Origin of the sequence: Sulfoacidibacillus ferrooxidans (genome assembly GCF_022606465.1) — a bacterium.
Lineage (GTDB): Bacteria > Bacillota > Bacilli > Alicyclobacillales > SLC66 > Sulfoacidibacillus > Sulfoacidibacillus ferrooxidans.
Genome location: NZ_JALBUF010000001.1, coordinates 31,917 through 55,677 on the forward strand (window position 1 = coordinate 31,917; position 23,761 = coordinate 55,677).

A 23,761-nucleotide genomic window follows, 5' to 3' on the forward strand; every position below is an offset into this window, starting at 1 on the left:
AAGGGGTCAGCTTATGTATGACAAGCAAAGAGAATACACAAAATTTTGTTTTGCATTTGTGTATAATAATGAAGAAGGTAAAGGAGGGGAGCTTATGTTTGACGTCGTTCGTTTACAAATCAATTATCATACACTAGAACAATTTAAACGTTTTACAGAAAACGGTCTTGAAGAACTCTCAATGTTAGATGAATTACATGAAAACATGGTAGAAAATCAAGTGGATAGCCCGTTTTATGGCATATACGAAGATGGTACATTAGTTGCTCGAATGAGCTTGTATCCCATTAACGCGAAGTACGACCGATACTTCGATCCTCCAAGAGATTATCTAGAGCTTTGGAAACTTGAAGTACTCCCAGGTTCAAAAGGAAGAGGACTCGGCACACAACTTGTGACCTATGCTAAATCCCTAGGACATGCTATTAAAGTCAATGTGCGCGGTCAATCTCACCCATTCTTTTTACAACTTGGATTTACCCCGGTGAAATACGATGCGCAAAGAGACCGTGGCGAAAATCCCTACGTATGGATTCCAAATGATGAAAGATAAGTACACGTAACAAATGTACATCACGTCTTTTCTGCTGATTGTGCTATAATGGAAATGAGTTAAGTCGCCTCGTAGCAGTCGACAAGCTACATATTCAAGGGAAAGAAGGGACTTTTATGGCATTTGAAACACCAGCACTTCCATACGCTGCAGATGCACTAGAACCGCACATTGATGCCAAAACAATGACCGTCCATCACGATGGTCATCATGTTGCATACACAAACAACTTGAACGTTGCACTTGAAAAGCATCCTGACTTACAAGCAAAAACTGCAATTGATCTCTTAAAACATATTAATGATGTACCAGAATCCATTCGCGCCACAGTTCGTAACAACGGTGGCGGCCACGTCAATCACACTATGTTTTGGAAATTGCTGAGTCCAAATGGTGGCGGCGAACCAACAGGCGCATTGGCAGAAGCAATCAATAAAGAATTTGGTAGCTTTGCTAAATTCAAAGAAGACTTTGTAAAAGCTGCAGCCACTCGTTTTGGTAGCGGTTGGGCATGGCTTGTTGTCGATCAGTCTGGCAAACTCTCCATTATAAGTACGGCTAACCAAGATAGCCCATACATGGATGGTCTCACGCCGATACTTGGACTAGACGTCTGGGAGCATGCGTATTACCTAAAGTATCAAAATAAGCGTGCAGATTATATCGGCGCTTTCTGGAATGTTATCAATTGGCCACAAGCTGATGAAAACTACGCAAACGCGAAGTAAGTGATCGCATAAAGAAGAGGCAAACGGGGATAACCTCGCTTGCCTCTTCTTTATGCGTCTTCTTCGTGATCAGTAATATGTACTGCCACATCGTGAACTGCACGCGCTTCACCCAATTGACGTTTGCGCGCTCGATCCACAATCTCAAGAAGGGCTTTGTAGTCCTCATTGATCATCTGGTACTCAGTAGATAAATCGTGTAATCGTTGCAACAAATCAACTTTATCTTTGCGCAACTTATCTACCTCTTGGCGTGCTGTATCTACATCGCGCTCCAATTGTTTGACGCGCGTCTGTAGCGACATAAAATCTCGCCGATATTGCCTTAAAAACCGTAAAACCGCATTCCATGTCAGAGCGTGGCTTTGCGCCTCTTCCCCCTCATCCGCTTGTTGTAGCGGATGTCTTAGCCGTTCATCACGATGCTCTCTTCGCTCGAGTTTAGCAAAGTCAATCGCAGCTAAAAATTGTTTTCGTACGCAAGCATTCCAGCGATATCCACAGGCTGCCGACGTGCGTTTTAGGGCTTGCGCACCTTCCTCGAATGCGGCTAATTGGGTACTGCCCTCACGAATGTGGCGCAAAATAATTTCGGCCAGTTCGGCGTCATCTTCAGGAGTCCACGCATCCTGTCTTATCGTTTTCATGCCCGTTATACCCCTCCAAATACGAGGCTTCTACGGGTATATATATGCAAGCACTACAACAAACCATCACTATGAATTGAATAACTTTGTCAGAAGATATTTAACAACTATTTTTCCCTATTTTCGCGTCGCAAGTGCAACCATGAATCGATCTCCAAAGCCCCCTGGCAAGACAAGTTGTTTTAACTTTTGACTTATCATCGGATCTGTGTCCTGCATAGCACCATACACGTCTTGCAAGGAAGATATGTTCATCAAAAATGCACCTTGTCGCACAACACGATCCATGTGGTACCCACACTTCTCCATTACATCCACCACTGCAGTAAAATCAATATCGTAGGTCAAATCCACTTCTCCAGATCGATCCATCCATGCATCGACAAACTGATGGTGCTCATAAGCACGTAGTGAACCATGCGGCCGATCTAACCCCACAACATCCCTTGTCCATCCACCGTAATCGATAAACGCTATCTGCTTTGGCGCAATGGCCTCTACGATTTCTTCAAGAAAACGAGCGAGATTGGATTGAACTTCTGTCACTACTACTTCTGCATCTTGTTCTAAAACAACCGGTAGCAGATAGTGAATAGCGTAGTCATACAAGGGTCCGTCTGTCACTTGTTCAAAAACAGTGGCATATAGTTTCCCTTGAAATGGACCCTCTAGATAACCTAGCGATTCTAGAGATGAAGGTCTATCACTACTGACCATTAAACGCCAAACACGACCCTCTTGATCCACGCGAACAATATCACAAGGTAGCGCATCTAATACTTCATTCCCAATGACAAATCCATCTTGCACGCGCGGATCTAATCTTTCCTTCAGTGCAGTAACAGATGGTTCTACATAGATCGTCATGGTATTGGCATGTTCTTCACCTACAAGTTCGTTCAACCGTTTAGTTGTACGCGCACGCGCTACAGCAGACACATCGATAGCCACATACACTATATCTCGCCACCTTGTAGCCCCAATACGCAACCACTCAGCGATAACAGCCGCCGCAAAATCACCATCACCACAGCCCAATTCCACCACGCATAAGGGAACGTCGTTCATTTTGTGTTCTTCTAAGATAAAACGAGCCCACAGGGCACCAAATAGCGGTGACACCTGAGCGCTCGTATAAAAGTCACCTGAACGGCCGAAGCGACTACGTTTTGTCATGTAGTAGCCTTGATCTCCATACAATGCATTGTGCATATACGAAGAAAACGGATATACAGAAGAACTCATGAAATCAATACCTGGTCAATGATTCCGTATTCTTTAGCTTCTTGTGCTGACATAAAGAAATCCCTGTCTGTATCTTTATCAATCTGCTCTAAAGGTTGACCAGAATGATCTGCAAGAATACGATTCAACCGATCGCGTGTACGCAAGATATGATCAGCCGCAATTTTAATATCGCTCGCCTGTCCACGTTGGCCTCCAAGTGGTTGGTGAATCATAATCTCGCTATTTGGCAATGCTGAGCGCTTCCCTTTTGCGCCACCAACAAGTAAAATAGCTCCCATTGAAGCTGCTAATCCTACACAGATCGTCGCGACGTCAGGTTTAATCAGGTTCATCGTGTCATAAATCGCAAGCCCTGCCGAAACAGACCCACCTGGGCTATTAATATATAAAAATATGTCTTTCTCTGCATCTTCTGACGCTAAAAAAAGTAATTGTGCGACAATCGCATTGGCCACATCATCATCAATTTCTGAACCCAAAAATATAATGCGGTCTTTTAACAAGCGTGAATATAAATCATAAGCTCTTTCTCCACGGCTTGTTTGTTCGATAACTGTCGGGATGACGCTCATCTCATATTCCTCCTTCAGGTGATTCTTCTTCCCTATATCATGAGTATGTAAAAAGGATCGGCCACTTCCGATCCTTTTTATTTCAGTGGTATCATATCACATTTTGCGAGCTAATAAAATGCTCACAACAATTGCTCAATGGATATTCATCCTTCCCTGCAGGAACCCCGTTATTTTTAAGTTGGGTGAAATAACGGGGTTGTGAGATCCAGTAAAAATTCGTATGATAAAAGAAAAGGAATGTCATCATTTATCGTTTGCACGATTGACCCGAAAAGCCACTTTCTTTTCAGGGAGCGATAAACATGATTACCCAAACCGAATTAGATGCTCTGCGCGTAAAACTACTGCCATCTGGAGCACAGCGCGTGATTAAAGTCTTAGACTCACATCGCGACCATGTCGAAATAATTACCATCGTCATGGATAAAGTGCCTTTACTGATTATCGGCCGCCATGGAATGATCGCTCGTCTACCAGTTGACGGAGTTTTGCAAAAGGTTTCCGAATCTAAAAACATTGTCACTTTACTTGATCTGTTTTTTAAACAAGATCAAACGCTGTATTTATTTGTGAATATCCCTCATATCCAAGTGCCAGCTCACATTAAAGAGATGTTAGCGCACATTGAGGCGCAGTACAACGACAAAAACACGCTTCGTGCCGCTATAGATGATGCATTGGACCGTAAGGATCGCGCAGCATTTATGGCATATACAGCGGAATTGCAACAGATCTTAGATGCAGGAAGCATACACATTTCGCCCTAGTAAGCATCTCTATGAGCGAATCACGACTGGAGTTTAGATATGGAATCATTAGACATCATGTACGACGAAACCGAAGATTGCGCGGTACGCTATGTAGGTTTTATCGGGGAGAATTCTCACTACGATTTGATTATCGTCACTACACAGCACTTTTTTGGAAAAAAGCTAGTGATTTCAACACAGACTGGTCGTATGGCTATTTTAACAGCACAAGAGGCAGAAGACAGCGACTACATCGCTACATCATTTTCTATTGATGTAACTGAAGCAACTGAACTATCTGCCTTTCTTAGTACAAATCTTTAACGAAGTGACTCGTTACTGACCTACAGAAAAGAAATTTCCGTACCGCTCCATAAATGCATCCGATACACGCGCGTGTTCGCTCGGATCAACTACTGCTTCGAGCGAGGCCGTGTCTCCTTCGCCAACAATCTGCATAAAAAATAAAGTTTGCTCATCCGTGCCGCGCTCGTAGTAAGCGCCGTACGTATCGTCATCCACAGGGAAATATGTACCTAAAGCTAGGTGCTTTGGTTCTCCCCCATCCTCTGACATCTCAACTAATAATACTCGATCCACAGCATCGCGCACTTTTTCCTCAAATAACGCCCCCGGATAATCTAACTGTAAACTCGCGTCTTCCGTATCGCGAATTAAATAAAGTTCCCGATGTGATTCCCGTTGAAAAATAATATATAAAAGATGCGTATCTTCATAGAAAAAAGGCAAATATTCGGCACGCGGAAACTGTATCTGTGGCGAAGTAGCCATGCTCCACTCATCCCCTCACATAAACTAGATCAAAAACACAAAATAACCATCATTCTCACGATGATTATATCACAAGTAGACCGTCCATCATTTTACGAAAAGCATGACTCAGCACGGTTTTTCAGCTATAATAAAAAGAAATATAAACTGCAAGCATTGAAATATTGTTCAAAAAGGAGTTTGAAATTTATGCCACGCGGTATTCGCTATCTGTTTTATGCACTTATTTTTGCATTTGCACTCGCTGGGCTTGTGCTTGGACAACAGATCATACTTGGCATCTGCCTCGCGCTTAGTATTATCATCGGGGTAATTGCTGATGGATTTGATAATAAACGCGATGAACCGTTTAAAAAATACAATGTAAAACACAAACATCATAAGCCAACCAACGCATCTTGACATCACCCTACACACGGTCGTTTCTTTAGTCCAGATGTCCACATACAGAGTGATGTCAACAGCCATTTTACAGGCGATATCCTGCATGCTGATGTGAAGAAGTTTTTTACGATCAAATAACTATGGCTGCTTCTTGTTTAAAAAGCACCATTTTCCATGACTTTTTTCATCCATGGACCGGGCAGACCATACCGCTCTAACCAATTAAACGTCTCGCGCATCGACGCATAGTAATGATGATTTTCCAGTGTGTGATGTCCCGTTGCATAGAGTCTGATATCAACAACTTTCGATTGCATGCGCATTTTATCATAAAACAATTGCACTGCTTGCCACATAACGTGATGGTCTTCTTCTCCTTGAAGTAACAAGACAGGGGCTTTTATACCCGATATGTGATCGATAGGAGAACGGACTAGATACTTTGCAGGTTCTGATCCTTTAGGTCCATATGCATCCTCGATATAACTGATGTCATACACTCGACTTTCGTGCAATTGTTGCGCTAGCGAAACGGTGACATCATACCCAACGAAAGGACTTGTAGCAACTACTGCGCGAATGTCACTCATTGTAGAGGCAAGCATCAGCGCAACGCCACCTCCCATAGAAACACCCCATAAATAAATGTCATCTGGTTTCACTTCGCCAAGGGATAGCACCGCCCGAATCGCATTTTGTGCATCTACTGTGTCACCGAGCATACCTGCAACGCTTCCCCCGCTCTCCATATACCCTCTGTATTCGGGAGTGATCGTGATAATCTTAGAAGAATATACGCCAATAGCTGGTTGACCGTACTTCGCGTGTTGAATCCTTGCATCAGCTACAACATAACCTCCATGTAAAAACACAAGAAGTGGATAGTGCCCTTTGCGCTTTGGTTCCGTAAGAAATGCCTCTACCTTCTGTTGATCGCTCCAATAAAAAAGCTTATAAACATTGATATGGGGATTATCTATTTCACCCTTTAGGTTGACTAACGACATCGATGCAATTTCTCCATTTTTTTCACTGTAATTCATCGCATCTGTATGAATAATAGGAATAAAATAAAAACTAACGAGTACACATGTAACGATATATATGGCCACGATGCGGACACGTCTGTGCACTCCACTTAGAAATGGTGTCATCCGCGCCATGATCGTCACCCTCACAGTTATCTATATCAATCGTACTCTTCATCGCATGCCTATAAAATAAGCAAATAATTGAAATATCTACTTATTTATAGTATACTATCAGAAGACATAAAATCAATATAAGATTCTGTATGCCACTTTATGATATGCACTCACCATCAGTAGTCAGGTTTTGCATGAGAAGTAGACGGCACCTTCGTTTTTTTCTTCGCCCTCCATTGTTTAAACAGTTGAAAGTACTTGACCAAAGCAAGTAAAACAACCACTCCACCATATACAGGTTGCATTTTTTGCGATAAGACCACATCCTTAAAGTCAATGGCATCCGATAATGTAGGAGGGATAAGTGCTCCATAAAAAATAAGCGCTGCTATACTAGGCGCAAACCGGCGATAATTATGAGCACGTGCAATTGAAGCTGCCATCAGTGCGAGCAAGTACATCATTAACCCAAGTCTCGCAAGTGCAACCACCAACCATATGACAGCATACACTGCCTCCACGTGCTGAATGTACCTACCAAAATAGATGAGTTTCACCGCCTCCATAAACGGGAAAAATAAATAATCATCTGTTGGATAAGGAAATTTCATTTGCACGATGGCCAATCGGATCATGCCGATAATCAGTGTTGCAAAAGCAACGATGTAAAAAGATCGACGATAACTCGTATAACTGCGAACATACGGTCTTAACATTAAATAATCTATAAATTCACCTAAAAATCCAACGTGTAACACGCCTGATTGTAACAGCGTAGGAATGCCTGGACCTAATATCGGAGGTAAATTATGTATACTGCAACTTTTTAAAGTTAACATATCCCATACGATTAATATGCCAAACAGCATCCCAAACACGATAAGATTAGCTCGTCCTAACACCTCAACTCCATAGTAAACTGGAATAATCATCGCTAAAATACAAACGAATAAGGTAACTGCTACTGGTGTCGTCGGCAAAAAAACAGATCGTATTTGTTCACTATCAAATGTGACACTCATCGATACATCCATTAATAACGGAATAAATAACATCATTCCAAAGATTGTCCCTAATATTGGGCCGAAAGTTTCAGCGATATGGTCAATCAAATTTTTAGATGGGTCTTTAAAGAGAGGCAGCAAAATAGTCATTAATGCAATGATGCCAAGTTGACTGATCATAAGCAATAGATCAGCAGCACTATGACCCCAGTGAATGAGAACAAGGATAGCAGGATCCATTTCCTTAGCCATGACTAAAATAAAGAAGATAGCTATTAACTGATTTGGGCTAATATGACCATCTTTAATCACTAAGAAAATCTCCTCACAAAGTACCATGCTTTTTTACAGATCATTATTCTTTGTCTTTCCCCAATTGCAGGCTAATTATCACATCTATCACCAAATCTTCACAAATAGGATGCGCAGATTGAAAGTGATCTCCTCTACTTTGAAAAACCATGATCTAATGATAAGATGGGTATGCAGAGAATGCGCAGATGCGCAGAGAGAAAGAGGGGCCTCCCATTGTCAAACCACGACGAACACGATGATGAACACCAACACGATCATGAGCATGAATTCGTTGATGAAGAAGTCGTCATACTAGAAGATGAAGACGGCAATGAACATGAATTTCTGATCGCTGAAACATTTGAAGTTGAAACGCGAATTTATGCAGTACTTGTATCTGCAGATGGCACGACAGAAGAAGGATTTATTTTCCGTGTAGAAGAAAAGGATGTTGATGGGGAACAATTTTTGGACTTCATCGCCATTGAAGACGATGCAGAGTGGACAAATGTAGAACGCGTGTATAACGAGATGCTTGAGGAAGATGAACAAGAATAGTGAGCAGTACTAGCACATGGCGCAAGAGTAGGCAAAAAGCTAATCACCTCTCTATGCATCCCATAAAAAATGCTTCCCGCATGTACTAACAGTGCGCAGGAAGCATTTTTTATGGGATGCGTGTAGAATATCATGAAGAAAATCGCTCCAACCATCGATCATCGCTTAGCAAAACCAGAAAAACACACGCAGTTTTACGACAACAAATCATAAACACAAAAAAGATGCTTCTCATTATCGAAAAAGCATCTTTTACTACTTCATGGAGCCACTTCCCGGATTCGAACCGGGGACCTGCTCATTACGAGTGAGCTGCTCTACCCCTGAGCCAAAGTGGCAATAATTCATGGTGGCGGAGAAGGGACTCGAACCCCCGACACTGCGGGTATGAACCGCATGCTCTAACCAGCTGAGCTACTCCGCCGTCTGGCGGAGAGAGTGGGATTCGAACCCACGAGACGGTTAAAGCCGCCTACACGATTTCCAATCGTGCTCCTTCGACCAACTCGGACATCTCTCCGTGCGACAAGAGATAATATACCACAAATCCTTGGGACAGGCAACTAATATCATGCAAATATAGTCTAAAATTAATTGCACACATCTTCCTTATACTGCCTATACATGATGATCAACATCAACTATTTTGATTTTGGCAATTGCGCAAGTTGAATCTTGTATGCACGTAATAGTCCGAGTAAATCATGAAACCAAGGACCACCATACGCAACCAACACTCCTGCAGATAAGTAATCCATACCATCACCTACCCACTCAGGCGATATATTTGCCCAGATTGGCGTAAGCTTTAGCATTTCTAAGGGATGAATTTGTGCAACACCCGCCAACACGGTGCCATTTAAACCTGCGAGAAAGTGAATATTGACGTTACGCAGTGCATCCTCATAGAGTTCATCCCACTTACTATCGTTTGGCTCTGCCTTTGCCTGTAAATGCAAAAAATGTAGGCGTTTTTTCATTTGTTGCGTAATCGCTTGTGCACCTGTTGATACGGCTGCCATGACGGCAACAAATTGCATCAATTCATCCACATGATTCACGCCCCTTTTCATCTGCCCCTCTCTCACATTACTCCACACAATTTGTCCGTTAGAACATAAAAACAGTGTGGATGAACACCCACACTGTTTTTATGCAAGATTCTTCTCTCACCAACCATCATGCAGGAATCCATACGCTTAATAACTCCTAATAAATTGTTGCACGTAAAGCACCTAGCTTATGGTCGCATTCCTTCCATTCTTGGTCTGCATCTGAATCAGCTACAATACCAGCTCCTGCTTGCAAATAACACACGTTATCTTGATAGACCACAGTGCGAATAATAATTGCCGTATCCACGTTACCAAGCACATCAAACATACCAATAATTCCACCATAAGGTCCTCGGTGAACATCTTCTAATTCATCAATAATTTCCATCGCCCGCACTTTAGGAGCACCAGACAACGTCCCAGCTGGAAATGTAGATAAAAACACATCAAAAGGACTTATGCCATCGAGAATTTTTGCAGATACCCGCGAAACCAAATGATACACATGTGAATATTCCTCAATTTCAAGTAACTGCTCTACTTGTACAGTACCTGGAACTGCGATGCGACCAATGTCATTTCTACAGAGATCGACTAACATCACATGCTCTGCGCGCTCTTTTGGATCATGTTGCAAATCATCAATCAACCGCTGATTTTCTTCAGGTGTACTACCTTTGCCTTTTGATGTTCCTGCAATAGGTCGCATTTGCACATCTTTTCCCTCGATACGCAATTGCATTTCTGGACTGGCACCAAAGATGAGATACGATCCATAGTGAGCGTAAAACATATAGGGAGATGGATTCATCTTGCGTAAACGTCCATACACTTCGAGTGTATCAACGTCTCCCATTACACGTAACCGCTTAGAAATGACACATTGAAAGACATCTCCAGCACGAACATACTCCTTAATACGCTCTACACGTTGACGATATACTTCAAGTGAAACGTCCTCATGGGAAGTCAGTTTCGTTTGATCATATCCTCTAAAGAAAAGTGGCTGTGTTCTAGCCGTCTCCATAATACGCTCAACGTCTTCAATTAAAGGACCATCAACACCGTCTATATCATGCACATAAACAACCGTCATCTCCGGTGTGATATGCATCACGATGCGATGAATCTGCAAATGAAAGTCGTCAATTTCGCGATCATCGTGTGTTGACACAGGAATTTTTTCAAAATAACGTATCGCATCATAGCCAAAAAATCCAAGATACCCAAAAGCGTATGCTGGTAACTGTACCTCTACAGCAAACGAATGTAAGATTTCATCTAAACGTGTCGAGAGATCACCACAGATCGTTTGCGAAGAATCCATATGAAGTCGTTCTACTACCGATTTGTGACCACTCAGTGAAAGCTGATTTCCTTTCCCCTTGACAGCTATCATTGGGAAAAGACCAATCATCGACGAGCAATATGATTTATTAGCATCCGTAACAGAGTCGAGCAAAAACGCTTGATCTTCCCCATATTCACGAACAAATGCAACAAAAAATGCAAATGCCTCTGCTTGTGTTTTCAATTCATAACGCGTCGTCCGCACTCGTAACTCTTCATCTACATGTGTAGTCATACTTGAACCTCCTCAGAGACTGAAGTTTTCCTACCTGTAGTTGAGGATGAATCGGTTTGTTGATGCTTTGCCCATTCATCCGCGATCAAAAGGAAATTCTCGATTAATTCATGCCCATACTCCGTTAAAACAGCTTCCGGATGAAACTGGACACCAAAAACCGGATATGTTGCGTGTGAAAGAGCCATGATCACACCGTCATCTGTTGTCGCTATAACGCGAAGCTCTTGTGGTAGAGAATTTGGCTCAACAACTAATGAGTGATATCTAGCTGCGGTATATCGTGCCGGGATACGTGTAAACAACTCTGACTCTCCATTGTGTTCAATGATTGACGTTTTTCCATGCATCAGTGTCTTAGCTCGCACAATTTGTGCACCAAATGCTTGACCGATCGATTGATGTCCCAAGCACACCCCTAACATAGGAATAGAAGTATATAATTGTTGAACAACGTGAACTGAGATCCCCGCTTCAAGCGGTGTGCATGGCCCAGGAGACAGTACAATCCCATGAGGATTGAGTGCTTTGACCTGCTCAACCGTTATCTCATCGTTGCGAAATACACGAACATCCGCTCCAGCCATCTTCATATATTGCACTAAATTAAACGTAAATGAATCATAATTATCAATCACAACAATCACGCCGGGAACCCCCCTCATAAAATTGGCAACAAAAAAACCGCGCCGGTTCCGTCGTGGTTAAGGTTATCTTTGCATGCTAAATAAACATGCTGCTTAACATATACAAAAACGCTAAGCTCTCCTCAACTCAAACGACTCTAGTCTAACGCCGAAAAACGGCGACTCTTCTCTTGGCTCATTGCAAGCATACTGCGTATCCAGCATTGCGTCAATACTCAATCGAAACCTTCATGATGATAAAAAGAGTTTACTAAGTAACGATGACTTAGTAAACTCTTTTTATCACTTACTCGTTTTTTGACTATGGTGGGCCTAAGTGGACTTGAACCACTGACCTCACGATTATCAGTCGTGCGCTCTAGCCAGCTGAGCTATAGGCCCATGGTTGCGGGGGCAGGACTCGAACCTGCGACCTTCGGGTTATGAGCCCGACGAGCTGCCAACTGCTCCACCCCGCGACGAGTGTACATCCAATTTAACAGTGAATTTATGGTGGGCGGTGGCAGGATCGAACTGCCGACCCCTCGCGTGTGAGGCGAGTGCTCTCCCGCTGAGCTAACCACCCATCCTATCACAATAATCTTCGTGTCACAATAAACTTTCATGGTGACCCCAAGGGGATTCGAACCCCTGTTCCCACCGTGAAAGGGTGGTGTCTTAACCGCTTGACCATGGGGCCTTTATGGCTCCCCGAGTAGGATTCGAACCTACGACCCTCCGGTTAACAGCCGGATGCTCTACCGCTGAGCTATCGAGGAATATCTGGTGGAGCTAAGCGGATTCGAACCGCTGACCTCTTGAGTGCGATTCAAGCGCTCTACCAACTGAGCTATAGCCCCCGATATGAACTACACATTCAAGAGAGTGGTGCCGAAGGCCGGACTCGAACCGGCACGGGGGTTACCCGCGCGCTTTTGAGGCGCGTGCGTCTGCCAATTCCGCCACTTCGGCAACTAATGGTGTGCCCGGAGAGATTCGAACTCCCGGCCTTTTGATTCGTAGTCAAACGCTCTATCCAGCTGAGCTACGGGCACTTGTCTTAGCGACACGAGTAGAATATCATTTTCGCCTATATGAAGTCAAGTCTAGATGCTTATTTTTTTAATGTTCCCGATAGTATCGATGAACTACTAGAGATGAACTACTCTCTTACTAAACAATCATTGTATATGAACATCCTACTACAATTGATCCAATATGTTTGACAACACCTGCCCTCACCTATACCATTAGGGGTATATATGAAGTAGTTTACATGTAGGAGTGTTGAACGATGGATGTTATTATTATCGGCGGCGGAGTTGCTGGCCTTAGTTGCGCACTGTATACGAGCAAGGCAGGGATGGAGACTGTGGTTATCGATCAGCAGACCTCTCAACTCGGTTCAGTAAAAGCAGTATTTAATTTCCCTGGCTTTGCACAAGGCATCGCTGGTGAAGACTGGTTGTTAGCTGCACGAGAACAAGTAACGACAGCAGGCGCTACGCTAACTTTAGGAAAAGCTACAGAGCTTAAAACAACAAATAGACCCTATACCGTCATCACAGAGGATGGTCGCAGCTTCACTGCTCCTTATGTCGTATTGGCTGTCAATCTTGGATTTGAATTACTCACAAAGCACGACTATGCTTTACTTGTAAACGAGCATGTACCTAGTCGAAAAATCCGTCATATTGAAGGTATCGGTTATGATGGGAAGACTGCACAGCCGGGAATATATGCAGCAGGTCTCATCGCTAATGTTCCAAGTCAATCAGTGATCGCAGCAGGCCAAGGAGCCTTTGTTGGTGTTCAAATTGCTAGTGAATTTTTACAAAAGCCTTTTATGTGGCACGACTAATCGCTACAAGACGTACTCATGGCTACCCTTCTATAGGCATACTTAGTCGTCTATAGAAGGGTAGCCATGAGTGTTTCAGAAAGCAACTTTGAACAAGTAAGCTACACTCTTCTCACCACTACGTGCGCTAGTTATAGCGTAAACATTGCGTTGAATTATAACTGAACGATCAGCATGTACTGATCCTCATTGGGTTCCCACTCGTCAATATGTACAGCATGTAATGTCTGGAGCTGTTCAAGAAGATCCTCTTTCGCCAGCCGTTCAGAAACAGGAGGCCCATAAGAAGTAGGCTTTTTCTCCCATTCAATAATCCCGATTCTGCCACCTGCTTTTGTAATGCGTTTTAACTCTGCAAGCGCATTCGGAAGCCGCTCGACTTCATGAAGAACCAAAGCGCATAATGTACAATCGACTAAGCCTGCATCTAAAGGAATCTCGTCCGCACTACCTAGTACCGTTTTTACATTGTGTAACTCTAATTGAGCTGCGCGCTCCTTAAGTGCAATAAGCATCTCTGGTTGCACATCAACGCCATAGACAGTAGCTTGTGATCTTTTTGCAGCTGGCAACGCAAAATAGCCAGGTCCTACACCCACATCAGCAAAGGAAGTTTCTTGCGTGTGCCCGATGCGATCTAAAATTTGCTCTGTCGGCAACATTTTTTGCCGTTCTGGTGAAAGTAATCGTTCTAAATGTGCAGGATTAAATCTGTGTCCCATCTAATTTCCCCCAAATCATAAAATCATACGGTGTTTGCACCGATCAGTGCTCTACGTAGTCTTCATCAACGCTCGAATAGCTTCTTCAATGGCTTCAGTAGACGGTTGTCCACTAGTCACTTCTTCCCGTATGCAACGCTCCATGTTGGTTGCAATCACATACATTTGCACTCGTTCTACCCCAGCGCGAATGGCAGAAAGTTGAGTCATGACATCGCGACACCCTTGCTCACGCTCCATCATATTCAAAACCCCGCGCAATTGTCCTTCTATGCGCCGTAATCGATTCTTGATTGGCTTTGGATAGGTCGTGCTATTATTCAAGGTATCGCTCTCCATTCAACTCGCTCTCCTTTTTGTTTACTCCATATGAATTATACGCTGATTTTGCGCACTTAGGGAGTGCGAAACAAAAAAACTCCTAAAAGAAGGTGCATAGTTAGATCAGGATGTCTCATATCCTTCTCTACATTACACTTTCTATAGGAGTTAAGAAACACTTGAAATATAATCGTGCTGATCCACTAGCGACTGCGCATCAATGCCTCTATCGCTAGCCGAATGACTTCATCAGCTGGAGCACCTTCATCCATTTCTTGGCGAATACAGCGCTCCATATTTGCACCAACGATATACATTAGTACGCGATCGACAGCAGTTCGAACAGCAGTCAATTGCGTAATCACATCTTGACAGCCGCGTTCGCTTTCCATCATACCGAGAACACCACGCACTTGGCCTTCTATGCGACGCAAACGATTTTTGATGTCTGCTGGATATTCCATCTCCTCGTTAAAACGTTGCATGTCGTCCATAGGTCACTCCACCTCTTCGCGCTTGCCCCTTTAATCTTCCGTTATTTTTTAATAGGACCATGCCATGCGCTAATGCCGCCGGACACATTGATCACATTTACATATCCTGCTTTTTTTAATATGTTAGCTGCCTGCATACTGCGATGGCCACTGCGACACATCACATACACTTCGTGATCCTTAGGTACTTCACTGAGGCGGCTAGACAACTGACTTAACGGGAGATTTTTCATGCCAGCCACATGTCCACCTCTATATTCTCCCGGCTCCCGCACATCAAGAAAACTCTTCCCGTTTTTGGATTTCATCGCTTCTTCCAGTTGACTAGCAGGAATCGATCGCACACCCGCTCCTCCCCTGCGTTTCATGGCAGTATATACAATCAAAAAAACAATGACGGCTAAAATAATAAGGGTTGTTGAATGCATATGTCTATCCCCATTCATATACTCAAATACAGCAGAGGCCTCGCCCAATAAAAGAAGACAAGGCCATCTCATACAACGTCATCAAAATCTTTAACTAGAAAGTCCTCCCACTAAAGATCGTACATTGGTAAATCCACGTTGTTGTAAAATCGTGCAAGCTTGTGAACTGCGATTACCTGATTTGCATACGACTACAATCTCATCATGTGGTTCTATCTCATGTAATCGATAGGGCAATTCGTCTAGAGGAATGAGTACAGATCCTTCGATATGACCTTCTCTATACTCTGATATCTCACGTACATCAATCACCTTCACCTTATCGTGAGCATACAATTTACTTTTCAATTCAGGAAATGTAATTGTCGTGCGCGTAGCCACTATGTGCGATCTCCTCTCTAATCAATTGTTTGTAAGATTTTCTCCAAAAATGCCGTTTCAGGAACTGCACCTTCCATACTTCCCGTATCATTGATCACTGTCTTCGGAACTCCATATACGTCAAATCGCTCAGAAAGTTCCGGGAACTCCGAGGCTTCAACCATATCTCCGACCACTTGATCACTAACAAATGCTGCCATATGCGCAAGCCGCACCGCGGCTGGACAGTAAGGTCAGGTAGGAGTTACAAAAACCTGAAGATGTACCTTTTGTTTCAAATTCTTAAGTACTTCCACCGTCTTTTCAGTGAGCGATGTTTTTCCGGTCGACACCATCATAATATCTTCAATCAGCGTAGAGAATTCGTACCCTGATGGAATTCCATAAAACCGAATGCCATAATCTTTGTCTTGATCATCAAGCAGTACAATCGCTGGAATTTTTGTGATGCCATACTTTCTAACCGCAACTTCATCTGTATGGTAGTTGTAAATTTCTACATCAATGTGCGGTGACAACGCAGCCACTTCTGTAACTAATTCTTTTGTTTGTGCACAATACGGGCAATCCATAGCAGCTTCAAACAAGACCATGCGAACTTTACCAGTCAGTGCCTGAAAGTGAGATGAAATGGCTTCTTGATCTTTCTTGCCTATTAGCATACGCACACCCCCCTAATTCAACAACATCATCACATATGAGAAACCCACGCGTAGCCTTATAACCTGCTGCGCGTGGATCAACGTCACACTGCCATTATTGCAACAGTGTAAAACTTAAATAACATCGCCGTCCCAACCGGACATGCCACCCATAAGATTATAGATATTTTTAAAGCCCGCGCTTTGCAAAAAGTTGCAAGCAGAAGAGCTACGACCGCCACTCAAACATACGATCACTGCTTCTGAATTCTTATCGATCTCACCATGACGCTCTTGCAATTGACCAAGGGGTATCGAAATCGCGCCAGGAATATGTCCCGAATTATACTCATATGGTTCACGCACATCAATAATCTGTAAATTTTTATTCTCTTTTAAGCGTTCTTTTACATCAATCGGCATCCACTGCGGCACTGCCATATCAAAATCCCTCCTGCATTCTTAGGTCGTCAACACTTAGCCTGCTGACACCGTTATTATATACCCTATAGGGTATATGTCAAGCGTCTATACCTGGATTTTGAGACTCCCACTCGCGGTACATCTCTACAAATAAATCAAGACCCCGCTTACGCGCTAGAATGTCCTCATGCCACTGATTTAATTCATGTCTTCCTGCGTCAGTTAGGCTATATACGCGTCTGGGTGCCCCACCATCTGGAGTATCCCATGTAGAAAGAAGAAGTTTATGTTCCTCCATATCCCGCAAAATACGGTAAATCCCACCGCTATCAATGGTCCAATCAGGTAATAATTCACTCAGCTCTGCCATGAGTGCTCCACCGTGTCCTTTATGTTTTGCGATCAATAGTAAAAGGAATGCTGGTAGGTGCTTGCCTGTTTGACGTTTTTGTTTCGAATCTGCCGATAAGCTCTCCGTAAAGGTCACTCTCCTTTTATCATAGTTAATTCTTGTGCTATTTTGTGCCGCAAAAAATGCGGTAATACTACGAGTACGATCGCTATAATGGCAATTCCTGTAGCGACCCAAAATGCAAAATCAAAAGCAGAAGTAAAGACGTGACTAGGAACTAATCTCATGGCAACATCATGTCCACGGCTGTGACTTCCGAACATTTCAATGCCAAGCGATAGAGCAAGAGCCGCAGAAGTAACACCAAGTGAACGACCAAAATTGCGTTCGGAGGCAATCAACCCTCCCACGATCCCCGTTAACTCCGCATCTGCTCGATTAAAAATTTCTGCGTTATTTGGAGAGCTAAACATGCCAGCTGCGATTCCTTGCAGTGTCATTGCTCCAATCGCAAATAAAATGCTTGTATGCGCACCGAGTCGAGTAAATAAAAGATCCGCTGCGACAAACAACACCATCCCCACAGTTGCCGGGCCAATCGTGCCATACCGATCGCTAAAATAGCCGCCTATTGGCGAAACGATAAGCATTGCAACACTTTGCGGTACCATCAGTAATCCAATCTCCCATACGGGTACATGCAATATTTCCTGCAAATAAAGAGGCATTAAAAAGGCCGGGAATAACATGAGAATCCAATATAAAAGACCTGCACCCATCGCTGCACTAAACAGCGGACGACGAAAGACGGATAAAACAACCAATGGTTCTTCGCGACGTAATTCGACGCGAATAAAAGCATATAACAACGCCACCGAGGCTATCGCAAGTATTCCATCTTTTAAGGATACTGCAGAATGTGACAGATCTGCAAACAGCGTTAAAAAAACTACAACAAAGGCTGCGAATAATCCCCCGCCTAAAGTATCAAATCGCCGTCGCAAAGGTTTACCTGGAAATTTGGGCACATAGCGTAACACGCCAATGATTCCTATGATCCCAACTGGTACATTGACAAAGAAAATGCTTGGCCATCCAAACCACGCGATCAATAGCCCACCCAAAATAGGCCCCATGAGCGTTCCACCTGCAACTACGCTCCCAATCGTGCCAAGCGCTCTACCGCGCATATCTTCTGGAAACATAAGCGTGACAATCGACATGACATTGGCTTGCATAATCGAACCCCCAATGCCTTGCACCCCGCGCGCCGCAACCAGTTCCCAAAAATGCTGTGATAATCCACACGCAAGTGAGCTCACGATAAAGATGGCGAGACCAATTGCAAAAATACGCCGCCGCCCCAATACATCAGCTAACTTGGCAACAATCGGGAGAATGGCTGTAATCACTAGAAGATACATAGTCACAACCCACTGCAATGATGCAACACCTAGATGAAATTGATGCGCTAAAGTAGGCAAAGCAACATTGACAATACTGCTATCCACATTGACCATAAAAGTCGATGTTGTTACAAAGGCAAATGCGAGCCATAACTGTCGTTTCGTCATACGATTCCTCCTACCATTACAGATTATCACATTATACTGTATTAGTCATTATATCATTCAGTAAACAATCTCATAAAAGTCAGAGACGACTAGTCGATCTTCTGCATATCATAATGACCATATAAGGGCAAGTAAAGAGGGGTCGAATACATGTGAAGAAACTTTCAAAACTCCGCTGGGTACCCATGATTGTCAAAGCATATATCGATGCGCGAACTCAGACATTGTTAGAAAATGAAAAACGGATACAAACAGAACCAGTCACGATGCCCCATCTTACAGAAAGCATCACTAATTCTAACCATCATCCAACAACGCCTTTACTTGCACCGCTTCCAGCGACTCGGAAAAAAAGAGCTCGTTCTACTACTCAGCATTCGCAAGTTCTTTCAACTGTCACTCCAAAATCTAAAGGTTCATATGATCTTTTATATAAAGAACTGTTAGAAGCCAAACGAAAAATCCATCATTTAGAGTCTCTCCATCGTGAAATCGGTCACGTTCAAAGTGACCTTGACCACCGGTTATTAGAAATTGCAGGTCACCTTCGTAAACATACCACAAAACACCATTCCACTAAACGTCATCGTTAATATTATTACTAAGCAAGATCAACTTCCCCTCATAAAAAAAGGGGGCATATGCGCCCCTTTTTATTTATCCGTATACATAATGCCACATACGCCAGTGATGATTCGGGTTTTGCGGATTTAAACGCTGTGCTGCTAACCATTGAATGGCTCCTGCTCGTTGTGCAGGAGTAATCGATACCCCGAGCACACCACATAAATGATCTACTAGGCCAGCACATCCATCCGGTGTTGCCACCGCATCTGGTGGTAGTGCGCGCAAACAACTATGCACGCGCCGCCAGTATACTGGATTCGCCATTTTTGCACGAAAAACATGAAGCAACCGCGGATCAAGTGTGTTCATGTACATTGTCACCTCCTTGATTACACTTCTTATCAAGATGACTTCGTGACCAATCAATACCCAGTCACGTATCACAATAAGTTCATCTACTATTTACTACGCTACTGGAACTGTCTGACATACCTCACGATAAGCCGGTACTAATAGGAAAAATAGTACAAAGATAATAAGGAAAACAACTGCCCACTGTGTATACGCTCCAAATACCCCGTACATTGAACATCCCCCTCTCTCAGTTAGCCATACTTCAACGTATGAACCAGCGCTGCTATCCTCAAATGACACACACCTATAAAATAGCCTATTTTTTACATTTATTATCGTTCTTGTTGCCACGCTAAAACCACAGTCATCGTATTGCATATTTAATCTAATTTAAGTATATTTATTCTGTATGAATGCTTTTCAATATAAATCACACAATCAAATTGCTGGTTTTTGCATACGATACGATGACATCCACCCTCACAGGGTGTATCCTTGCACAAACGCACGATGACGAGAGGGGCTTATCAATGCAACTGTATGGAACCAGTAAAATAACAGAAAATGGAGAGCTATCCATTGGAGGTTGTCCAGTATCACAACTTACAGAAACGTATGGCACACCTCTCTATGTTTACGATGAGGATTTTATTAGAGAACAAATGCGTGCATATAAAAGACCTTTTGAACGCGCTCATCTACCTCATCGGATTGCTTATGCATGTAAAGCATTTTGCACAATAGGCATGTGTCAACTAGCTGATTCGGAAGGTCTATGGCTTGATATTGTCTCTGAAGGAGAATTATATACTGCGATACGCGCCGGAATTCATCCAAGCCATATGTGCATGAACGGCAATAATAAGAGTGACCATGAGTTGCGCTATGCAGTTGAAGTTGGCGTCGGGCTGATTGTTGTTGATAATTTTTATGAAATTGATCTTCTGGCCTCTATTTTGCATGAGCAAAACCGCTCTATGGATATTCTCTTGCGTGTAGCACCGGGCGTAGAGGCTCATACACACGAGTTTATTTCTACAGGACAACAAGATTCTAAATTTGGATTTGATTTAAAAAGTGGTCAAGTACAACAAGCAGTTAAACAAGTAAAAGAACATAAAGAATTACAACTTGTGGGCCTTCATTCGCATATTGGATCGCAAATTTTTGATGTGGAAGGATTCCGACTAGCTGCCCACAGACTTGCGGAACAATATGCGTGGCTCTTGCAAAACTACGAGTTGCATTTGCATGTGCTCAATTTAGGTGGAGGGCTTGGTGTACGATATACAGAAGAAGATACCCCCACTCCCATTGAAACGCTTACAGAAGAGTTAATTGCAGTTACAAAAGAAGCTTTTTTGACACATGGTATGGATTTACCACTGCTCATGCTAGAACCTGGACGTAGCATCGTTGCGCAAGCAGGAACCACACTCTACACAGTGGGAAGCCGCAAAGAAATCCCCCACGTTCGCACCTATGTCGCAGTCGATGGGGGCATGACAGATAACCCTCGTCTCGCTCTATATGGAGCAAAGTATGAAGCGGCATTAGCTATGCGCATGCATGAACAACCAACAGAAAGCATTGCAATCGCAGGAAAATGCTGTGAAAGTGGAGATATGCTAATCTGGGATGCACCTTTACCACAATCACACCCCGGAGATCTGCTCGCTATTACCTGTACCGGTGCCTACAATTATTCGATGGCAAGTCACTATAATCGCATCCCAAACCCTGCAGCCATCCTTGTCAAAGACGGCACAGCACGTACTATAGTCAAAAGAGAGACAGTAGAAGACCTATGTCGTTTCGATGTTCGTTTAGAATGATCGATGAGCATCAACTACATACACATGGCAATCGCCTATACGAGCTGAAATTTTAGCTCGTATAGGCGATTGCCATAGAAAACATGATTCTCTGCACTATTTACCTTTCATGCCCTTGTGGATACTTTGCAGATAGGGCTGCTGCATACTGCGGTTTTAACGTACTTGGCGTGCCTACACCATAGTGATACACCATGGATCCACCGAGCGATCCCGTGATACTTACCATGATCACAGCACCTAATAATAACAAGGTTGAAAGTAATGACGACTTTCCTCTTCCAGTTTTAAACAAAGACCAACCTTGTTCTCTGCCCTTCACTTCACGCATCGGATATTTCTTAATGACGCGTACAACCCACGCAGCAAGCGCAAAAACACCTGTCAATACAGCATCCCTTTGATGCGCAGAAAGTAGTGCCGATGTCGTAGGTGTAAACCTTACATACTGTTCTGCGAGAATCCCTGCAAGTGCAGTGGCCACTAACGCAAACAGCGACAACGTCAGAATCCAAAAACTAGCGCGATCAAAAAATCGATCGCCTCTGCTTTTTGTCACAAATCGAATGATCTCGACCAATAAAGCGAGATAGAGTAATGCAATAGGAAAATGAACTAGCATTGGATGAATCGTATGCGGGAAGAGATGCGTTCCAATTGCAATCCATCCCGATAAGAGTCCATTCCAAAGCCCTTGCAAGAATGACACGTTGACCAGCCGTCCTTTCAAAGGCGTATTCTCTAACCTTGCTACCATAATACAATAGAAGTCCTGAAATCAACCTGGAGATGACGACAATGATTTCAAAACGCGGATTTACTAGACTTAAGTAAACATCTACTCCATAGATAAGCCGCCATTAACAGGTATGTACGTCCCAGTCACAAACCGCGTATCCTCACCCACATACATAGCAATGGCATGCGCCACATCTTCAGGTGTTGCTACATGTTCAAGGGGAGTCATGTCTGCTGTTCGCATGACATACTCTTGTGGTTGAAAACGTGTTGCATCCGTCATCACAAGACCAGGTGAAATGACATTGGCTGTGATTCCAAAAGGCCCATACTCTTGTGCTACATAGCGTGCAAACTGTGTTAATGCAGCTTTTGCAGTTCCGTGTGCAGCCATTCGTAGTCCTGGACGCTTGGCAAGACCACTTGCAATATAAACGATACGTCCGTATTGATGTTCCACCATCTTTCTCGTCACATGCTGTGTAAGAAGGAATGCTGCACTCATCTCGTCATTTAGCTTTTGCGAAAATTCTTCCCAAGTCATTTCAGCGAGCGGCTTCATAGCAAATGACATATTGGCGTTATTGACGAGAATATCGATTGTGCCCCATGTTCTTACGACTTGCTCTACCATGTGTTCCACTTGCAAAGCGTCACGCACGTCAGCCTGTACAGCAAACGCAGCGCCTCCATGACTTTGAATGGTAGTGACTACTTCTTGTGCACTCGCTTGATTGCCAACATAGTTGACAGCCACCTTTGCACCACGTTCTGCAAGCAATGCACACGTTGCAGCTCCAATCCCACGACCACCACCAGTAACCAATGCTACTTTTCCATTTAAATCTTTCATCGTAATACCTCCTGACACTCTGAATCTTCTCTGTAAGATCTCTCTTATGATAGCACAATAAAATGGGTAGTTATCTTTAACGTACAAGATAACTACCCATATTGGCGGAGAGGGTGGGATTCGAACCCACGAACGGTTCTTAGCCGTTGCTCGTTTTCAAGACGAGTGCCTTCAACCACTCGGCCACCTCTCCAAGCGAACAAAATGTATTATACCACAATAAAAGTATTTGTCCAATGTAATCTGCCTATAGGCGTCTTCATGTGATAGTGAA

Annotated in this window: 30 protein-coding genes, 12 tRNA genes and 1 pseudogene; 9 read left to right on the top strand and 34 right to left on the bottom strand. The window is 43.4% G+C overall.

Translation table 11 applies throughout. From position 1 onward, the window contains the following. Positions 1–94 precede the first annotated feature (94 nt). Positions 95–553, top strand: coding sequence for an N-acetyltransferase (locus tag MM817_RS00150; RefSeq protein ID WP_241711430.1), 459 nt, complete (start codon positions 95–97; stop codon positions 551–553). 116 nt (positions 554–669) lie between these two features. After that, a complete protein-coding gene (locus tag MM817_RS00155; protein WP_241711431.1) occupies positions 670–1,281 on the top strand; it encodes a superoxide dismutase in 612 nt (203 codons plus the stop codon). Between the two features lie 50 nt (positions 1,282–1,331). On the opposite strand, the gene MM817_RS00160 is transcribed toward MM817_RS00155, so the two are convergent. The 3 genes from MM817_RS00160 to clpP all read right to left on the bottom strand — a co-directional run bounded on the left by MM817_RS00160 (position 1,332) and on the right by clpP (position 3,766). After that, positions 1,332–1,928 carry an RsfA family transcriptional regulator gene (locus MM817_RS00160; protein ID WP_241711432.1) on the bottom strand — a complete coding sequence of 199 codons (597 nt, stop codon included), beginning with the start codon at positions 1,926–1,928 and terminating at the stop codon, positions 1,332–1,334. A 117-nt stretch (positions 1,929–2,045) separates the two neighbouring features. After that, positions 2,046–3,104 (bottom strand): SAM-dependent methyltransferase, encoded by a 1,059-nt coding sequence (locus MM817_RS00165; protein ID WP_241711433.1) that lies wholly within the window; start codon positions 3,102–3,104, stop codon positions 2,046–2,048. A 65-nt stretch (positions 3,105–3,169) separates the two neighbouring features. Then, positions 3,170–3,766 (bottom strand): ATP-dependent Clp endopeptidase proteolytic subunit ClpP, encoded by a 597-nt coding sequence (gene clpP / locus MM817_RS00170; RefSeq protein ID WP_272879634.1) that lies wholly within the window; start codon positions 3,764–3,766, stop codon positions 3,170–3,172. Positions 3,767–4,053: 287 nt separating this feature from the next. On the opposite strand from clpP, the gene MM817_RS00175 reads away from it, so the two are divergent. Both MM817_RS00175 and MM817_RS00180 read left to right on the top strand, forming a co-directional pair. Beyond that, positions 4,054–4,518: an IDEAL domain-containing protein gene (locus MM817_RS00175; protein ID WP_241711435.1), complete on the top strand. Its 465-nt coding sequence runs from the start codon at positions 4,054–4,056 to the stop codon at positions 4,516–4,518. Between the two features lie 39 nt (positions 4,519–4,557). Then, positions 4,558–4,824, top strand: a complete 267-nt coding sequence (locus MM817_RS00180; protein ID WP_241711436.1) for a DUF3055 domain-containing protein — start codon at positions 4,558–4,560, stop codon at positions 4,822–4,824. A gap of 12 nt (positions 4,825–4,836) precedes the next feature. Here MM817_RS00180 and MM817_RS00185 read toward each other — a convergent pair whose 3' ends face one another. Next, a complete protein-coding gene (locus MM817_RS00185) occupies positions 4,837–5,292 on the bottom strand; it encodes a DUF1292 domain-containing protein (RefSeq protein ID WP_241711437.1) in 456 nt (151 codons plus the stop codon). A 189-nt stretch (positions 5,293–5,481) separates the two neighbouring features. Between MM817_RS00185 and MM817_RS00190 the strand changes: the two genes are divergently transcribed. After that, positions 5,482–5,694 carry a hypothetical protein gene (locus MM817_RS00190; RefSeq protein ID WP_241711438.1) on the top strand — a complete coding sequence of 71 codons (213 nt, stop codon included), beginning with the start codon at positions 5,482–5,484 and terminating at the stop codon, positions 5,692–5,694. A gap of 137 nt (positions 5,695–5,831) precedes the next feature. Here MM817_RS00190 and MM817_RS00195 read toward each other — a convergent pair whose 3' ends face one another. Then, positions 5,832–6,839: an alpha/beta hydrolase family protein gene (locus MM817_RS00195; protein ID WP_241711439.1), complete on the bottom strand. Its 1,008-nt coding sequence runs from the start codon at positions 6,837–6,839 to the stop codon at positions 5,832–5,834. Between the two features lie 158 nt (positions 6,840–6,997). After that, positions 6,998–8,137: a GerAB/ArcD/ProY family transporter gene (locus MM817_RS00200; RefSeq protein WP_241711440.1), complete on the bottom strand. Its 1,140-nt coding sequence runs from the start codon at positions 8,135–8,137 to the stop codon at positions 6,998–7,000. A gap of 216 nt (positions 8,138–8,353) precedes the next feature. On the opposite strand from MM817_RS00200, the gene MM817_RS00205 reads away from it, so the two are divergent. Then, positions 8,354–8,677 (top strand): DUF1292 domain-containing protein, encoded by a 324-nt coding sequence (locus MM817_RS00205; RefSeq protein ID WP_241711441.1) that lies wholly within the window; start codon positions 8,354–8,356, stop codon positions 8,675–8,677. 263 nt (positions 8,678–8,940) lie between these two features. On the opposite strand, the gene MM817_RS00210 is transcribed toward MM817_RS00205, so the two are convergent. The 14 genes from MM817_RS00210 to MM817_RS00275 form a co-directional block, all read right to left on the bottom strand. After that, positions 8,941–9,015, bottom strand: a tRNA-Thr gene (locus MM817_RS00210). A gap of 9 nt (positions 9,016–9,024) precedes the next feature. Then, positions 9,025–9,101 (bottom strand) — tRNA-Met (locus MM817_RS00215). A gap of 3 nt (positions 9,102–9,104) precedes the next feature. Continuing rightward, positions 9,105–9,197: transfer RNA gene (locus MM817_RS00220), tRNA-Ser, on the bottom strand. A 121-nt stretch (positions 9,198–9,318) separates the two neighbouring features. Further along, on the bottom strand, positions 9,319–9,729 hold the full coding sequence (locus MM817_RS00225) for a hypothetical protein (RefSeq protein WP_241711442.1): 411 nt from the start codon (positions 9,727–9,729) through the stop codon (positions 9,319–9,321). Between the two features lie 157 nt (positions 9,730–9,886). Beyond that, positions 9,887–11,317: an anthranilate synthase component I family protein gene (locus MM817_RS00230; protein ID WP_241711443.1), complete on the bottom strand. Its 1,431-nt coding sequence runs from the start codon at positions 11,315–11,317 to the stop codon at positions 9,887–9,889. Continuing rightward, positions 11,314–11,964 (bottom strand): anthranilate synthase component II, encoded by a 651-nt coding sequence (locus MM817_RS00235; RefSeq protein WP_241711444.1) that lies wholly within the window; start codon positions 11,962–11,964, stop codon positions 11,314–11,316. Before MM817_RS00235 ends, MM817_RS00230 begins: the two co-directional genes overlap by 4 nt. Before the next feature lie 304 nt (positions 11,965–12,268). Further along, positions 12,269–12,345 (bottom strand) — tRNA-Ile (locus tag MM817_RS00240). 1 nt (position 12,346) lies between these two features. Beyond that, positions 12,347–12,422 (bottom strand) — tRNA-Met (locus MM817_RS00245). Between the two features lie 32 nt (positions 12,423–12,454). Further along, positions 12,455–12,529 (bottom strand) — tRNA-Val (locus tag MM817_RS00250). Positions 12,530–12,568: 39 nt separating this feature from the next. Continuing rightward, positions 12,569–12,643 (bottom strand) — tRNA-Glu (locus MM817_RS00255). A gap of 4 nt (positions 12,644–12,647) precedes the next feature. Next, a tRNA-Asn gene (locus MM817_RS00260) sits at positions 12,648–12,722 on the bottom strand. 5 nt (positions 12,723–12,727) lie between these two features. After that, positions 12,728–12,803 (bottom strand) — tRNA-Ala (locus MM817_RS00265). 26 nt (positions 12,804–12,829) lie between these two features. Then, positions 12,830–12,915: transfer RNA gene (locus tag MM817_RS00270), tRNA-Leu, on the bottom strand. A gap of 6 nt (positions 12,916–12,921) precedes the next feature. Then, positions 12,922–12,998 (bottom strand) — tRNA-Arg (locus MM817_RS00275). A 239-nt stretch (positions 12,999–13,237) separates the two neighbouring features. Between MM817_RS00275 and MM817_RS00280 the strand changes: the two genes are divergently transcribed. Then, entirely contained in the window at positions 13,238–13,804 is a 567-nt protein-coding gene (locus tag MM817_RS00280) for an NAD(P)/FAD-dependent oxidoreductase (RefSeq protein ID WP_241711445.1), read from the top strand. Positions 13,805–13,959: 155 nt separating this feature from the next. Here MM817_RS00280 and MM817_RS00285 read toward each other — a convergent pair whose 3' ends face one another. The 10 genes and pseudogenes from MM817_RS00285 to MM817_RS00330 form a co-directional block, all read right to left on the bottom strand. After that, entirely contained in the window at positions 13,960–14,526 is a 567-nt protein-coding gene (locus MM817_RS00285) for a class I SAM-dependent methyltransferase (RefSeq protein WP_241711446.1), read from the bottom strand. A 51-nt stretch (positions 14,527–14,577) separates the two neighbouring features. Then, positions 14,578–14,865 carry a metal-sensitive transcriptional regulator gene (locus MM817_RS00290; RefSeq protein WP_241711447.1) on the bottom strand — a complete coding sequence of 96 codons (288 nt, stop codon included), beginning with the start codon at positions 14,863–14,865 and terminating at the stop codon, positions 14,578–14,580. 185 nt (positions 14,866–15,050) lie between these two features. Then, positions 15,051–15,311, bottom strand: a complete 261-nt coding sequence (locus tag MM817_RS00295) for a metal-sensitive transcriptional regulator (RefSeq protein WP_241712248.1) — start codon at positions 15,309–15,311, stop codon at positions 15,051–15,053. Positions 15,312–15,382: 71 nt separating this feature from the next. After that, positions 15,383–15,769, bottom strand: a complete 387-nt coding sequence (locus MM817_RS00300) for a rhodanese-like domain-containing protein (RefSeq protein WP_241711448.1) — start codon at positions 15,767–15,769, stop codon at positions 15,383–15,385. A 90-nt stretch (positions 15,770–15,859) separates the two neighbouring features. After that, positions 15,860–16,150 (bottom strand): rhodanese-like domain-containing protein, encoded by a 291-nt coding sequence (locus tag MM817_RS00305; RefSeq protein WP_241711449.1) that lies wholly within the window; start codon positions 16,148–16,150, stop codon positions 15,860–15,862. A 17-nt stretch (positions 16,151–16,167) separates the two neighbouring features. Continuing rightward, positions 16,168–16,371: pseudogene (locus MM817_RS00310) on the bottom strand (thioredoxin family protein); the annotation flags it as partial. Positions 16,372–16,383: 12 nt separating this feature from the next. Continuing rightward, positions 16,384–16,812, bottom strand: coding sequence for a thioredoxin family protein (locus MM817_RS00315; RefSeq protein ID WP_241711451.1), 429 nt, complete (start codon positions 16,810–16,812; stop codon positions 16,384–16,386). Positions 16,813–16,926: 114 nt separating this feature from the next. Then, positions 16,927–17,232, bottom strand: a complete 306-nt coding sequence (locus MM817_RS00320) for a rhodanese-like domain-containing protein (protein WP_241711452.1) — start codon at positions 17,230–17,232, stop codon at positions 16,927–16,929. 79 nt (positions 17,233–17,311) lie between these two features. Next, positions 17,312–17,701 carry a PadR family transcriptional regulator gene (locus tag MM817_RS00325; RefSeq protein WP_241711453.1) on the bottom strand — a complete coding sequence of 130 codons (390 nt, stop codon included), beginning with the start codon at positions 17,699–17,701 and terminating at the stop codon, positions 17,312–17,314. Further along, the gene (locus MM817_RS00330; protein ID WP_241711454.1) at positions 17,698–19,140 is read right to left on the bottom strand and encodes an MFS transporter; all 1,443 of its coding nucleotides are present in this window, start codon (positions 19,138–19,140) and stop codon (positions 17,698–17,700) included. The genes MM817_RS00325 and MM817_RS00330 overlap by 4 nt, the downstream gene beginning before the upstream one ends. A gap of 152 nt (positions 19,141–19,292) precedes the next feature. Between MM817_RS00330 and MM817_RS00335 the strand changes: the two genes are divergently transcribed. Then, complete coding sequence (locus tag MM817_RS00335; RefSeq protein WP_241711455.1) at positions 19,293–19,733, top strand: hypothetical protein; 441 nt, start codon at positions 19,293–19,295, stop codon at positions 19,731–19,733. A 64-nt stretch (positions 19,734–19,797) separates the two neighbouring features. On the opposite strand, the gene MM817_RS00340 is transcribed toward MM817_RS00335, so the two are convergent. Next, entirely contained in the window at positions 19,798–20,076 is a 279-nt protein-coding gene (locus MM817_RS00340; protein ID WP_241711456.1) for a hypothetical protein, read from the bottom strand. Positions 20,077–20,591: 515 nt separating this feature from the next. Here MM817_RS00340 and lysA point away from each other — a divergent pair. Beyond that, complete coding sequence (gene lysA, locus MM817_RS00345) at positions 20,592–21,896, top strand: diaminopimelate decarboxylase (protein WP_241711457.1); 1,305 nt, start codon at positions 20,592–20,594, stop codon at positions 21,894–21,896. A 100-nt stretch (positions 21,897–21,996) separates the two neighbouring features. On the opposite strand, the gene MM817_RS00350 is transcribed toward lysA, so the two are convergent. From MM817_RS00350 to MM817_RS00360, 3 genes are all read right to left on the bottom strand, one after another. Continuing rightward, entirely contained in the window at positions 21,997–22,605 is a 609-nt protein-coding gene (locus tag MM817_RS00350; protein WP_241711458.1) for a DUF2231 domain-containing protein, read from the bottom strand. A 129-nt stretch (positions 22,606–22,734) separates the two neighbouring features. After that, positions 22,735–23,487: an SDR family oxidoreductase gene (locus tag MM817_RS00355; protein ID WP_241711459.1), complete on the bottom strand. Its 753-nt coding sequence runs from the start codon at positions 23,485–23,487 to the stop codon at positions 22,735–22,737. 102 nt (positions 23,488–23,589) lie between these two features. Continuing rightward, positions 23,590–23,680, bottom strand: a tRNA-Ser gene (locus MM817_RS00360). Positions 23,681–23,761 lie beyond the last annotated feature (81 nt).